Origin of the sequence: uncultured Gemella sp., from assembly GCF_963525165.1 — a bacterium.
Lineage (GTDB): Bacteria > Bacillota > Bacilli > Staphylococcales > Gemellaceae > Gemella.
Genome location: NZ_CAURJN010000047.1, coordinates 1 through 13,835 on the forward strand (window position 1 = coordinate 1; position 13,835 = coordinate 13,835).

Here is a 13,835-nt window from a genome sequence, read left to right on the forward strand (position 1 = left end):
TTATTCAAAAATGCAGTTAATATTGAGCGTATTAACTTAGGAGGAAATGGTGTTACTAAACTACCGGAAAACCTATTTGCTAATAACAAAAAATTAAAAACTGTGAATTTATCTTCTAACAACTTAGGTAATATCCCAGAAAACCTATTTGCAAATAACTCTGAATTAGAATCTGTTGAATTTAGTCAATCATGGTTATCAACATTACCAGCGAATGTATTTGCTAATAATAAGAAGCTAAAAACAGTAAGTTTATCTAACAATAAAATAGTTTCACTTCCAAATGATTTATTTAAAAGCAATACAGGATTAACATTCTTATCTGTAACTGATAATGAACTTACTAAACTTCCAGATAGTATAGCTAATTTATCTTCTTTAACACAGTTATATGCAGCTAACAACAAATTAACATCACTTCCAGAAAATGGAGTTAATTTAACAAAATTAAATACTCTAGCTTTAAATAATAACCATATCTCTAGCTTATCTGATGAATTATGGAAAACACTTGCTAAAAATAAAGCAACTGTAAGACTGGTTAACAACCAAATTAGTAATATACCGTTAGACTTAATTAAAGCAAATGGTAGTCTACACATTCTTGATATTGCTAATAACAATTTACCAGCAACATTACCATATAATGATTCTGACACAAAACTATTAGGAATTTCTCCTACAGTTACACAAGGTTATTATCCACAAAAACAAGCTATTGAATTAAATGTTGTAGCAAAAGATAATAAGATTACAATTCAACCTAAAGATGAAAAATTAACAATTCTTAATCTTCTACACTGGTATAGAGGACGTTCTGAGTTCTACGGCGGGGAAGGTATCTTACAAGGTTTAGATAAATATAAAGAATTCCTAAGTAAACAAACTAAACCTATGGCAGAATTACTTAAGAGTGATGATTATGGTCGTAACTGGTATATTGTTACTAAGGTAGAACGTATCCGCGGTAATGAAGTTAAAGAACTTAGTTCAACAAGTGTTTCTAATGAAGATGATAAAAAATTAGAAATTACTGATAATGATATGAAAGCTGGAGATAAATATAGAGTTACTAAAACTTTATTCGAGAAAAATGCTACAAATATCGATGATAAAATAGTTGAACTTGTAACGACAGTTGGTGCTGATGTTAAAAAAGAAGAACCGAAGGCAGAAGATAAAAAAGACGAGAAACCTTCTGAACAACCTAAAGTTGAGGACAAACCACAAGTAACCCCTGAACAACCTAAACATTCAAATGGGCAAGATGCTCCAGTTAACTATGTTCCTGAATTAGGAAATGTTGATAAATTAAAAATTGAAGCTGAAATTGCTCAAATTAAAGAAGAACTAAAAACAGCTACTCCTGTTAAAGCTGAAAAATTAAAAACTAGATTAAAAGATCTTGAAGAAGCTCTAGAAATCTTATCAGCTCAGTTATCTCCTGTTCTTGAAAAACCTGAATTTGATTTATCTACACTTTTAGGTACTCATGCTAGAACTGATAACAACTTTAGACCAAAACAAGAAGCTAAATCAGAAGCTAAAGCTGGTAGAGTATTACCAAACACAGGTATGAACTCATCTAGCACTGTTGCATTAGGATTAAGCTTAATCGCACTAGTAGGTGTAGCTGTTAGACGTAAATTTTCTAAATAATTAAGTTAATTAGTGTATAAAAAACTTAAAAGAGTATGGTTTTTCTATACTCTTTTAAGGCTGTTAACAAATGCAAAATATGCATGAGTCAACAGCCTATTTTTAATGAGAAAAAACTCTAAAAATGTTATAATATAAGTATATAGAGGAGGTTTTTAGTATGTTTAATAAAGAAGAAAAGAAACAGTAGAACGTAGTTTTGCAGATTCAAAATAAAATCATGGATATAGATATGCACAATATAGAGGAAAAGCCAAAGTACAGTCGTATGCTTGGTTGTCTTGTTGTACTCAAAATATGAAAACAATAGTACTAAGAGAGGTATAATCCTCCCTTAATACTATTGATACTCGCCATATGGCTTATTTTTTTGAAAAACGACCAAAACATCAATACTTACTTTGATATTTTGGTCATTTTGTCAACAATCTGACGATAGATTTTAATTTTAGAATCTATCGTTTTTCGTATTAAATTATAAGATAAAGAATGTCATGAATAATATATCCAGAAAAGAGTATTAATATAACATTCATGTATATTCTTAATTTTTCTCTAAAGATAACTGAAATAATATTGATAATAATTACTCCAATAATCGCTCCTAGAGTGTTATCAATTAAATCTGTTATGTCAGGAAAACCAATAGTTAGCACATATTGTGTAGATTCATATATACAACTCGATATAAAAGCTAATATTATTGCTCTAAAACCAGAAGACTTAGGGTATAACATCTTTATGTAAAAACTAAATGGTATGAAGAAAAGTATATTTAATAGAACTTCCACAAAATCAAAATAATTATATGGTATTAGGTTAACTGTTCGCCATGTTATACCTGGATGAAGCAGAACTCGTGGATGATTTATCCAAGAAAGATTACTACTTTTTAATAAATTCCAATCCATTTTGGCCACGATTACCCAAGAAAGTATGAATAAATACACAAAAAATAGAATAAAGGTTAATTTTCTGCTGTTAAGAAAAGATTTCAAATTATTCTCCTTTCATTGTTAATAATAGAGTATATATTAGCAAAGTTTATTAAAATTAACTTAAATTATAATTTAACAATTATCTGAACTTGATCTGCAATTATTCCCGCTTCACTTTTCAAATTAAGAGTAAAATTCATATAGTCAAAAACATTGTTTTTATCAAACATCATTTCATAGTAAGAAGGGAAGTATACAAACCCAAGATTTGATTCAACCTGTTTATCATATTTACTCCACTTAATATTTACATCATTTTTACTCACTATTAATACTCTATACTTATCATATACTTGACAGTGACAACCACTTATATTTTTATTATAAGGACTATTTCCATCTGTATAATCTATTATTATATCATATGTATTCTCATTAGATTTGTTAATTTGTTTTAATATGTATTCAATTGCTGAATCTGAGAATGTAAATTTCATATTTTAACCTCCACGTTAAATATTATATATTCTATTTTATCATACTAATAAATTATAAAGAAAGTAATTTGGATTATCGCCTTCCAGCTTATAATAACAGTATTATAAATTGCTTATTTTCTTATTTTATAGTATAATAATTGAGTTAAGAAAACATTTAGGAGAAAATAAAAATAAATGAATTTAGAAAAATACATTTCAATCGTACCAAATTGGCCAAAAGAAGGAATTAGCTTTAAAGATATTACTACTTTAATGGCAGATGGAGAAGCGTATAAGTATGCTACAGATCAAATCGTAAACTATGCAAAAGAAAAACAAGTTGATGTAGTAGTAGGACCAGAAGCTCGTGGTTTCATTATTGGATGTCCGGTATCTTACTCATTAGGTATAGGGTTCGTTCCTGTAAGAAAACCTAATAAATTACCACGTGAAGTTATTTCATACGAATATGATTTAGAATACGGAAGTAACACTTTAACAATGCACAAAGATGCAATTAAACCAGGTCAACGTGTTCTAATCACTGATGATTTATTAGCTACAGGTGGAACAATTGAAGCAACTATTAAATTAGTAGAAGAATTAGGAGGAATCGTAGTAGGTATCGCGTTCTTAATCGAATTAGATGGTCTAAACGGTATGGACAAACTACAAGGTTATGACGTTCTTACATTACTTAAAATGTAATCTACTATAATAATTAAATAATATGACATTTGAACTTATAGAAAAGAAATATCTAAAAAATATAAATACAAATGCTTATCTTTATGAGCATACAAAAACTCGTGCTAGATTAGTTTTCTTTGAAAATGATGATATAAATAAAAGTTTTAGCATTAGTTTTAAAACTATTCCTTACAATGATAATGGTATTTTTCATATTTTAGAACATTCTGTTTTATGTGGTTCAGCGAAATATCCAGTAAAAGAACCTTTTGTAGAACTACTTAAAGGTTCTTTTAATACATTTTTAAATGCAATGACATTTCCTGATAAAACTATGTATCCAGTATCGTCTAAAAATGAAAAAGACTTAGAAATATTGATGGATATATACTTAGATGCAGTATTTAATCCGAATCTAAAAAACAATCCAAATATACTTGCCCAAGAAGGATGGCACTATCATCTTGAAGATAAAGAAGATGAACTAATATATAAAGGTGTTGTTTACAATGAAATGAAAGGTGCTTATTCATCAGTAGATGAAGTACTAGATCAATATGTAACGGAACAGCTATTTAGTGATACTTCTTATAAATATTCTTCTGGAGGAAAACCAGAAGCTATCCCTTCAATTTCACAAGAAGAATTTTTAGAGACTTATAATTATAATTATCACCCAAGCAACAGCTATATCTTTTTATATGGTGATTTAAATGTTGAACAATATCTGAATCATATTGATAGTTATCTAAATAATTATGACTATAAAGACTATAGTGATTATAACTTATCACGTCAAGAAAACTTTACTGCGGATATTATTAAACGTACATACTTCAATGAAGATGTAAAAGATAAAGCTTATGTGGCTTATAACTATATTCTTGGTGATAGTAATGAGTTTAGTAAAATCGAGAATATCGATATAATAGATGATATTCTTCTTGGAAGTAGTAATACAGAATTTAGAAAATATTTCATTGATAACAATATTTGTGAAGATGTATATAGTTACGTTCAAAAAGATCGAAAAGAAACTGTATACTCAATTATCTTTAAATACGTAAGCGATGATAAATTAGAAAGTCTTGATGCAGAATATAAATCTTTATTAAAAAGTATTATTGATAAAGGCTTTGATTATGAACAAGTTCAAGCTTCAATTAACAAAAAGAACTTTTCTATCAAGGAAGAGATTAATAAAACTTCGTCACCTAAGGGTGTATCTTATGCTATTAGATTATTAAGAACATGGTTATATAGCGAAGATAATATATTAGATGCATTTGATTTAGACAACGTAATTTCTCATTTACAAGAAAATTGCGTTAATAAACAATACGAAACTCTTGCTAAACAGTTTCTAATTGAAAATAATAAACAAGCTATATTACACTTAATTCCGACATTAGAAAAAGAAAATAAGGAAAAAGATTTAGTTGAATATAAAGCTACTTTATCAGAAACTGAATTAAAAAGCATTGTTAAAAACACTAAGTCTTTACAGGAATGGCAAAATAGTACAGATAAAAAAGAAGATTTAGAAAAAATCAAAAGTGTTGATGCTAAAGAAGTAGAATTAAAAAATCCATTCGAAGAAACATTCTTTGAAGAATACAAAGGTATAAATTTTTCACACTATGATACTGTAACTAATGGTATTTCATATTCTAAATTACTATTTGACATAAGTGATTTCGAAGTTGAACAGTTACAATATGCATCAGTATTATCATACTTATTATTTAACTTTAATACAAAAAATAAAACTGAAGCTGAAGTAATAAAAGAAATAGGTGCAAATCTTGGTGGTATTAGTTCTTATGTAGATATTTTTAGAAAATATAAGAGTGAAGAATGTGAAGTGAAATTCATAATTAGTTCTAAGAATTTAGTAGAAAAAGCTGGAGAACTAGCTAAAATTTTAGATGAAACTACGCTTTATGCAGATTTTGAAGATAAAGAAGCACTATACAATGTTCTCTTAGAAATTAAGTTAATGCTAGAAAGTAGATTTAAAAATTCTGGACATGCTTTTGTAGCACGTCGTATTAGTGGTTTCTATAATCCTCAAAGTAAACTTGCTTCATATCATGGAGAATATGATTTCTACTTGTTTATAAGTGAATTAGTAAACAACTATGAGCAAAGTAGTGATAAAATTAAAGAACAGTTATACACTGTTACAAGTCTAATTTTTAATCAAGCTAGATTATTAGTTAACTTTGTCGGTAATAAAGAAGAATATACTAACTTCAAAGAAACTATATCTTCATATTTAGCTAAATACCCTAGTGAATTAGATAAACAAAAAGGTCTTGAAATTAAATTGGAAGAACAAGGTTATTCTGAAGGTTTTTACTTTGATTCACTAGTTCAATACGTTGGTGCGGGTTATAATATAAATGATTACACTGGTTCACACTTAGTACTAAGACATATATTAAGCTTAGATTATTTATGGAATAATGTCCGTGTAAAAAATGGAGCCTATGGTTCTGGAGTGATATTTAATGCTTTTGGTGATTTTAATTTATGGTCATATCGTGATCCAAACTTAACGGAAACTCTAGAGATATATTATAATATTAACAACTACATAGCCAATATTGATGCTGATGAAAAAGATCTTAATAAATATATTATAGGTACACTAAATTCATTAGATGTTCTAATGTCACCAAGTGCGCAAGCTGCATATTCATTAAACAAATACATCACTAATTCTCCATTTGAAGTTTATGATAAACTTGTAAATGAAATAAAAAATACAACAGTAGAAGATTTGAGAAAATTAGCAACAGAATTTGAAAATATGAAATCTAAAGCATATACATGCGTACTAGGTTCAAAAGAAAAAGTATTAGAAAATAAACAATTATTTAATAAAACAATAGAATTAAAATAGAAAGGTGCATGAATGAGAGTTCGAAATAGAGCAGATGCTAGAGAGCGTCTAGAGAATAGTCCAGTTGTATTTTTGCAACCTAAGGATAACAAGGGGAAATGGAAAGAAATTTTTGGAAATGATAATCCAATACATTTAGAAATAGGAAGTGGAAAAGGTAAGTTTATTCATACACTTGCAGAAAAACACCCAGAAATTAACTTTATAGCTATGGAGGCACAACCAACTGTTTTAACATTTCTATTAGATAAAGTTGAAGAAACTCATAGAGAAAACTTAAAGCTTATTTCAGGAAATGCTGAAGATCTACTAGAATATTTTGCTGAAGGTGAAGTTGATCAATTATATCTAAACTTCTCTGATCCATGGCCTAAAACAAGACATGAGAAAAGACGCTTAACATTCCATACGTTTTTAGCACGTTATGAAACTATCTTAAATGGAAATAAAACAATAGTTCAAAAAACAGATAACCAAGGGTTATTCGAATACAGTTTAATGAGTTATGCTAAATATGGATTTACTTTTAATAGACTTTCTTTAGATTTAACTAATAGTGTCTATGAAGAAGAGAACGTTCATACTGAGTATGAAGATAAGTTTATTAAAAAAGGTAATAGAATCTACATGGTAGAAGCTGTAAAAGATAAATAGAAAGATATAGTTTACATAAAATATATTATGTAAACTATATAAACTCTTATTATTTTTTACTATATAATTTACAGTAAAATTATTAGTTTATACCTTGATTTTAAAAAAGAATTTATTTATAATAATATTAATACAATTTAAAGGAGAAATACAATAATGATATCAGTTAATGATTTTAAAACTGGAGTTACTATCGAAGTTGATGGAAACATTTGGAAAGTAATGGAATTCCAACACGTTAAACCTGGTAAAGGAGCTGCATTTGTACGTTCTAAATTAAGAAATATGCGTACTGGTGCTGTTAACGATAAAACTTTCAGAGCTGGTGAAAAAGTTGCAAAAGCTCAAATTAACAACCAAAAAATGTCATACCTTTACTCAACTGGTGAAGCATATGTATTTATGGATAACGCTACTTACGAGCAAATCGAAGTACCTGAAGCACAATTAAAATATGAATTAAACTTCTTAAAAGAAAACATGGAAGTTTCAATCTTAATGTTTGGTGATGAAATCTTAGGAATTGACTTACCAACAACAGTAGAACTTACTGTAACTGAAACAGAACCTGGTGTTAAAGGTGATACTGCACAAGGAGCTACTAAAGCTGCTACAGTTGAAACTGGATATACTTTACAAGTACCTCTTTTCGTTAAAGAAGGAGATGTATTAGTTATCAATACTGCTGAAGGTTCTTACGTATCAAGAGCATAATTTAAGAATAATGATAAAACTCTCTATTATTTCGATGATAGAGAGTTTTCTATAAAAGGAGAAACTAATGAAATACGTACTTTTGCTTCGCGGTATTAATGTCGGTGGAAAGAATAAAGTTTCAATGGCTGAGTTAAAAGAGATGATTTCACATTTAGGGTATACTAATGTTATTTCGTATATAAATAGCGGAAATATAATATTTGATACCACTGATAGCATCGATACTGTAAATCAAAACATATCAAAGATATTGAATAGTTATTCATTTAAAATTAATAAAGTAATACTTAGTCAGAGTGAGTATCTTGATGAACTTGAAAACTTACCGAGCTGGTGGTTTAACGATTTATATAGAAAAGATGTATTATTCTATACAAACGAAATAGACTATTCACTTATGAGAGCACGTATAGAACAAATGCCTCTACAAGATGAAGCTGTTCATTTTGGTAAATGTGCTGTGTTCTGGGGTAAATACAACGAAACAAGTTACTTAAAAACTTCCTATCATAAGTATTTAATAAAAGAAAGTTTCTATAAGTCTGTTACTATACGAAATTCTAGAACATTTGAAAAAATAGCTGATTTACTAAAAAAATAAATTGTAAAACGTTTACCTTTACTTATCTATATTAATAATGTTATAATTACCTAATGAAAAATTAAGGAGAATATAATGAAATTAGATAAGATATTTATTATCTTAGGATTAATAGTCTACTCTTCATTAGCATTTTTTTTAGGAAATTATTCCTATAAATTGTTGTTAGTGTTTATTGGTATTAGCGCTCTTATATTTTTAATAACAAAATTACATTTTGAGCCATTTTTATCAATATTAATAGTAGCTATTATTCTAGGATTGTTTTTAGGGCTTCCCCCTAATACATTGATAGATTCTATAGAGAAGGGGACTGGATCTCTTCTAGGACATTTATCATTAATATTAGGTCTAGGAGCAATGTTTGGTAAAATATTGGAAGAATTAGGTGCAGTAGAGATTACTGCAAAGAAAATGATTAGTGTATTTGGAGTTAAGAGAATCCAATTAGGCTTACTTATAGCTGGAATGTGTATAAGTTTTTCTTTATTCTTTGATGTAGCTTTTATTTTAGTAATTCCAATTATTCTTGCAGTAGCAAAGGAGTTAAAGCTAGATAAGATATATTTAGCACTTCCTGCAAGTATAGGTGTTTTAACTATTCACGCTTTATTCCCACCACATCCTAGTCCAAGTATTATCACTAAAACATTTAATTTAAATATGGCTGAAGTGTTTTACTATGGGTTAATAGTTGCTATTCCTACAGCTTTTATTGGTGGTTTATTATTAACTAATTCTAATTTAGTAAAAACAAGAGTTAATACAGATACTGAAGAAAAGAATATAAGTGTACTAAAGATTGAGAATCAAACTATGAGTACTACATTTGCTATCTTACTAATGCTACTACCAGTGCTTTTAATTACGATTCCTACAATAGCTTTAAGCATACCTAATATATCAGGAACAATAAAGGCTATCTTAACAATTATAAGTAATCCGGTTACTGCATTAATAATAAGTTTATTAATAGCTATTATTGAATTAATGATAACAAAAGGTTTAAGAATAAGAAGTATTGTTCCATTACTAAGCCAATCTCTTAAAACAATTGCAGTGGTGTTACTAATTAATGGTGCTGCAGGTGGTTTAAAACAAGTATTAGTTGATTCTAAAGTTACTGATGAAATTATTAGACTGACTAATGGTCTTAATCTATCACCAATCGTTATTAGCTTCTTAGTAGCTGCTATACTAAGAATATCATTAGGTAGTGCTACAATAGCTGCAATAACAACACTTGCTATTGTCGAGCCACTAGTTAGTACTGTAAGTTACTCACCAGTGTTTATAATGTTAAGCATCACAGCAGGAAGTATGTTCTGTTCACATGTGAATGATCCTGGATTTTGGTTATTTAAACAATATCTGAATTTAGACTTTAAAACTACATTTAAGACCTGGACACTAGGAACAACAGTATCTTCTGTCATAGCATTTATTATAATATTGTTTATAACATCGTTTGCATAAAGAAAATTATTATAAATTAAAGTTTTTACTTGATATTTATGTTAAGGTATGTTATATTATTAGTTGTGTATGTAGTAAATGTTATGAATAAACTATTTCCAAAAGGAGGATTAATTCATGGCAAAAGTTTGTTACGTAACTGGACGTAAAGCTCGTTCAGGAAATACTCGTTCACACGCAATGAACGCAAATAAAAGAAAATTCAAAGCTAATCTACAAAAAGTAACAATTTTAGTAGACGGACAACCTAAAAAAGTTTGGGTTTCTGCTAGAGCTTTAAAATCTGGAAAAGTTGAGCGTGTATAATTAAGCGATAAACTTTAAGCTATCTAAGGAAACTTAGATAGCTTTTTACATTAATTTAATAATAAACACTATAAAAATTACAAAAAATACTAAATTAGGCGTTTAAATCAATTCTGAGCGTTTTTAATGCTTTTTGGAATAATTAAACAAAAAATAATTCTAGGACGCTTATACGACGTTTAAATAGGTGATATTATTTTATAAAAGGACAGAAAACAAAAAATCACAGTAATTAGTTTATATAATAATAAATAAACTATACTAATCATATTTTAATACAAAACAAACTTAAAAAAACTAATAGTATATGATAAAAATAACAGATCAAAATATTAGGGGACAAACATATATTGAAAGAATCAGCTAAATATGATATAATATAATTGTTCGTATAATACATATTATATGTATAATTAATTAGTGAAAGGAGAATGTAGTAATACCAATGAATCAACGTGATTATTATAAACAAAAAATAAATAAAATACTTCCAGAGTTTCCTGATTACATAGAAGATTTTATAGATACATATTATGATAATTTGTCACCATTAACTTTGCACAGGTATCTTGAAACATATAAGAACTTTTTAAATTGGACAATAAGAGAAACTATATCTGATGCTGAACTTATTAAAGATGTCAGCCTTTCTACATTAGAAAATATTTCAAAAAAAGAAATGGAAAGTTATTTCAAAAGTCTATCTCGTGAACAAATTAATGGTAAATACCGTAGTCAGACTACTATAAATAACTATAAAGCTGCTATGAGATCACTTTATAAGTTCCTTACAGTAACAAGTGAAACTGAGCAAGGTAAAGCTTATTTCGAAAGAAATGTTATGCTTAAAATACCTATTAATCGTGTTAAGGAAACATTATCTTCAAGATCAAAGAAAATATCAGAAAAGATATTTTTAGATTCTCAAGATGAAGAATTTTTACAATATGTTGAGTTCGAATACGAAAAAACCTTATCTAATCACGGTAAATCATTTTTCTTAAGAGACAAAGCAAGAGACCTAGCTATACTAACACTATTTTTAAAGAGTGGTATTCGTGTCAATGAACTTGCTAATTTAAAAGTCAAAGACATAGATTTTTTAAATAGTGAAATCAATGTTATTAGAAAAGGTAATAAGGTAGACACAGTAATAATTACCAAATCAGCTTTAGATAGACTAAACGAATACATTACTTCCCTATCTTTTAGACTTAATAGAGAAGATTATGTATTTATTAGTAAAAATAAAACTGGACTATCAATAAGAGCTATTCAGAAATTAGTAATGAAGTATACTGATGCTTTTAATGTTCCAATGTCTCCTCATAAATTAAGACACAGTTACGGTACAAAACTGGCTCTTAAAACAAATGGGAACATACCAATAATTATGACACAAATGGGCCATTCTAATAGTGATACATCAATGTTATACATTAATGAATCCAAAAAGATTATTAAGCAAAATATTGATAAACTTGATGATTAGTATTGAACTATATCTTCCATTTAGGAAAATTTAAAACAACTTCACTTAACTATCTATTATACTAAATGCTATTGGTGCTCTAATTTTAGAAATAGATACATTTATTGGAAAACAATGGGAATTTGTTTTACTTGAAGGCGTTTGGTCAATAGTTGCAATTCAAGGATTATTTAGATACTTTAATAAAAAGATAAAACAAAGATATAGCTTACATAATATTATTTATGTAAATTATATCTTTTTATAGTGTCTTTTATAAATTTCGTTTTACCAGCTGTATATCCTTCTCTATCATATTTATATTTCATTTCTAGTTTTAATTTTAAACTTTCATATTGTCTTGCTATTCTGGTATTTTCTCTTAATATATCTCTAAAATTTACTTCTTCAATATCACCTTTTCTTCTTACGTGAAGATGGTAGACTTTAGTTTGAAAACCATCCTCACCATATCCTTTGACTAGGAAAGCTCTATTGTCTTCTATCCAACGTAGTTCCCATTCTACATTCAGAATATCAATTATACTATCAAAATCATAATCTTTATAGATTTCTAAAATTATATCTATTATATCCTTAGAATAAATATTTGGAATCGCTGTACTTCCAATGTGATAAATACTTACTTTATATTTTTTTAGTTTAGATAATAAATTTATTTTTTCATCTTCATACCAACTTGCCCATTCATTATTATGTTTAACAAGTTTTATAGGGAATTTTCTTTTAAAATTCTCATCTTTTAATATATTATTCATTTATAAAACACCACCTCTAAAAAAATGCTAGGATAGGATGAACCTATCACTAACATTATTTGAATACATGTAATGAGTTTTTGAAATACTCGATTCCAGATAGTATCGTTAAAATTACTGATATCCATAATAGAATATAGTCTAGTTTAAATCCTATAGTATTAAAAATAGGATTACCTAATAATATAAGAATTATAGCGACTAACTGACTAATAGTCTTTAGCTTACCTAAAATACCAGCAGGTATAACTTCACCTTTTTCAACAGCTAAAAGTCTTAAACCAGTTACAGCAAATTCTCTTGCAATCACCACGACTACCATCCAGCTGTGCATTAGTCCTAATTCCACCATTACAATGAAAGCACTTCCTACGAGAAGTTTATCGGCTAATGGATCCAAAAATTTCCCCATATTTGTAACTAAATTATATTTTCTTGCTAAATAACCATCAATAAAATCAGTAAATGATGCAAATATAAATATTAATGCTGCAATAAAGATATTTAAGGATATATTTCTTCCGCCTAGAATAGAAATACTTCCTCCCATATCAATTAGTAAAAATACTATAAATACAGGTATTAATATTGTTCTAAATAATGTAATTTTATTCGGTAGGTTCATTATTTTTACTTGCCCTTCTATATTACTATTAAAAAATTTTTTTAATTCATTAATAATTATAACATATTCTATACCTTGCTACAATAAAAAATACAGGATAAATCTAATTATCCTGTATTTTTTATTTATGAATTTGCATTTGCATTCGAATCAGCACTACCTGGTGTTGGTGTAGGTTGTGTGCTTGGAGTTTCTGATGCTGCTGGAGGTGTTGCAGTTGATGTTGATCCAGTACTGCGACCTGCGGGTTCACTAGTAGTATTATTGTTATTTGGTCGAGTTGTTGGTCTATATGTAGTACTTGAATCAGAGCTGTAACTACTAGTTGATCTAGATGGCGAACCAGTATTTGATTGACTAACAGGAGCTCCCACTGCATCAGGAGCAGAATGTGTTTCTCTAGATTGTTGAGTTTGATTTGATTCTGCAGACTTAGGAGCCTCAAGAGCTGTTAAAGCATCTTTAATACTCTGAGTGATAGAATTGTAGTCTTCTTCTTTTTCAAATAAAACTGATTTTTCTTTTTCAAGAG

At 28.0% G+C, this 13,835-nt stretch carries 14 protein-coding genes; 9 read left to right on the top strand and 5 right to left on the bottom strand.

All coding sequences use genetic code 11. The annotated features are described in order from the left end of the window. Window positions 1–1,659: leucine-rich repeat protein (locus RWQ74_RS08025; protein WP_314397769.1), on the top strand; the 1,659-nt coding region annotated here is incomplete at its 5' end. Between the two features lie 470 nt (window positions 1,660–2,129). On the opposite strand, the gene RWQ74_RS08035 is transcribed toward RWQ74_RS08025, so the two are convergent. Next, window positions 2,130–2,570 carry a VanZ family protein gene (locus RWQ74_RS08035; protein ID WP_314397770.1) on the bottom strand — a complete coding sequence of 147 codons (441 nt, stop codon included), beginning with the start codon at window positions 2,568–2,570 and terminating at the stop codon, window positions 2,130–2,132. Between the two features lie 152 nt (window positions 2,571–2,722). Continuing rightward, on the bottom strand, window positions 2,723–3,094 hold the full coding sequence (locus RWQ74_RS08040; RefSeq protein WP_314397771.1) for an iron-sulfur cluster biosynthesis family protein: 372 nt from the start codon (window positions 3,092–3,094) through the stop codon (window positions 2,723–2,725). A 177-nt stretch (window positions 3,095–3,271) separates the two neighbouring features. Between RWQ74_RS08040 and RWQ74_RS08045 the strand changes: the two genes are divergently transcribed. From RWQ74_RS08045 to xerS, 8 genes are all read left to right on the top strand, one after another. Further along, entirely contained in the window at window positions 3,272–3,784 is a 513-nt protein-coding gene (locus RWQ74_RS08045) for an adenine phosphoribosyltransferase (protein WP_003144963.1), read from the top strand. 22 nt (window positions 3,785–3,806) lie between these two features. After that, entirely contained in the window at window positions 3,807–6,674 is a 2,868-nt protein-coding gene (locus RWQ74_RS08050; RefSeq protein WP_314397773.1) for an insulinase family protein, read from the top strand. Window positions 6,675–6,686: 12 nt separating this feature from the next. Further along, window positions 6,687–7,328 (top strand): tRNA (guanosine(46)-N7)-methyltransferase TrmB, encoded by a 642-nt coding sequence (gene trmB / locus RWQ74_RS08055; RefSeq protein WP_314397774.1) that lies wholly within the window; start codon window positions 6,687–6,689, stop codon window positions 7,326–7,328. A gap of 156 nt (window positions 7,329–7,484) precedes the next feature. Beyond that, window positions 7,485–8,042: an elongation factor P gene (gene efp, locus RWQ74_RS08060; RefSeq protein ID WP_314084269.1), complete on the top strand. Its 558-nt coding sequence runs from the start codon at window positions 7,485–7,487 to the stop codon at window positions 8,040–8,042. Between the two features lie 67 nt (window positions 8,043–8,109). Further along, on the top strand, window positions 8,110–8,646 hold the full coding sequence (locus RWQ74_RS08065; protein WP_314397776.1) for a DUF1697 domain-containing protein: 537 nt from the start codon (window positions 8,110–8,112) through the stop codon (window positions 8,644–8,646). Between the two features lie 75 nt (window positions 8,647–8,721). Then, on the top strand, window positions 8,722–10,122 hold the full coding sequence (locus tag RWQ74_RS08070) for a gluconate:H+ symporter (RefSeq protein WP_314397777.1): 1,401 nt from the start codon (window positions 8,722–8,724) through the stop codon (window positions 10,120–10,122). Window positions 10,123–10,239: 117 nt separating this feature from the next. After that, window positions 10,240–10,428, top strand: a complete 189-nt coding sequence (gene rpmB, locus RWQ74_RS08075) for a 50S ribosomal protein L28 (RefSeq protein ID WP_003144993.1) — start codon at window positions 10,240–10,242, stop codon at window positions 10,426–10,428. Between the two features lie 445 nt (window positions 10,429–10,873). Further along, complete coding sequence (gene xerS / locus RWQ74_RS08080) at window positions 10,874–11,920, top strand: tyrosine recombinase XerS (protein WP_314397778.1); 1,047 nt, start codon at window positions 10,874–10,876, stop codon at window positions 11,918–11,920. Window positions 11,921–12,138: 218 nt separating this feature from the next. On the opposite strand, the gene RWQ74_RS08085 is transcribed toward xerS, so the two are convergent. The 3 genes from RWQ74_RS08085 to RWQ74_RS08095 all read right to left on the bottom strand — a co-directional run. Then, complete coding sequence (locus RWQ74_RS08085) at window positions 12,139–12,678, bottom strand: GrpB family protein (protein ID WP_314397779.1); 540 nt, start codon at window positions 12,676–12,678, stop codon at window positions 12,139–12,141. 55 nt (window positions 12,679–12,733) lie between these two features. Further along, the gene (gene pgsA / locus RWQ74_RS08090) at window positions 12,734–13,303 is read right to left on the bottom strand and encodes a CDP-diacylglycerol--glycerol-3-phosphate 3-phosphatidyltransferase (protein ID WP_314397780.1); all 570 of its coding nucleotides are present in this window, start codon (window positions 13,301–13,303) and stop codon (window positions 12,734–12,736) included. A gap of 125 nt (window positions 13,304–13,428) precedes the next feature. After that, the coding region (locus RWQ74_RS08095; protein ID WP_314397782.1) for a hypothetical protein at window positions 13,429–13,835 on the bottom strand (407 nt) is incomplete at its 5' end.

Coding starts and splice junctions, on each gene's coding strand:
- xerS (WP_314397778.1), top strand. CDS start 10,874: ATGAATCAACGTGATTATTATAAACAAAAAATAAATAAAATACTTCCA.
- RWQ74_RS08050 (WP_314397773.1), top strand. CDS start 3,807: ATGACATTTGAACTTATAGAAAAGAAATATCTAAAAAATATAAATACA.
- pgsA (WP_314397780.1), bottom strand. CDS start 13,303: ATGAACCTACCGAATAAAATTACATTATTTAGAACAATATTAATACCT.
- rpmB (WP_003144993.1), top strand. CDS start 10,240: ATGGCAAAAGTTTGTTACGTAACTGGACGTAAAGCTCGTTCAGGAAAT.
- RWQ74_RS08045 (WP_003144963.1), top strand. CDS start 3,272: ATGAATTTAGAAAAATACATTTCAATCGTACCAAATTGGCCAAAAGAA.
- RWQ74_RS08065 (WP_314397776.1), top strand. CDS start 8,110: ATGAAATACGTACTTTTGCTTCGCGGTATTAATGTCGGTGGAAAGAAT.
- RWQ74_RS08070 (WP_314397777.1), top strand. CDS start 8,722: ATGAAATTAGATAAGATATTTATTATCTTAGGATTAATAGTCTACTCT.
- RWQ74_RS08040 (WP_314397771.1), bottom strand. CDS start 3,094: ATGAAATTTACATTCTCAGATTCAGCAATTGAATACATATTAAAACAA.
- trmB (WP_314397774.1), top strand. CDS start 6,687: ATGAGAGTTCGAAATAGAGCAGATGCTAGAGAGCGTCTAGAGAATAGT.
- efp (WP_314084269.1), top strand. CDS start 7,485: ATGATATCAGTTAATGATTTTAAAACTGGAGTTACTATCGAAGTTGAT.
- RWQ74_RS08085 (WP_314397779.1), bottom strand. CDS start 12,678: ATGAATAATATATTAAAAGATGAGAATTTTAAAAGAAAATTCCCTATA.
- RWQ74_RS08035 (WP_314397770.1), bottom strand. CDS start 2,570: ATGGATTGGAATTTATTAAAAAGTAGTAATCTTTCTTGGATAAATCAT.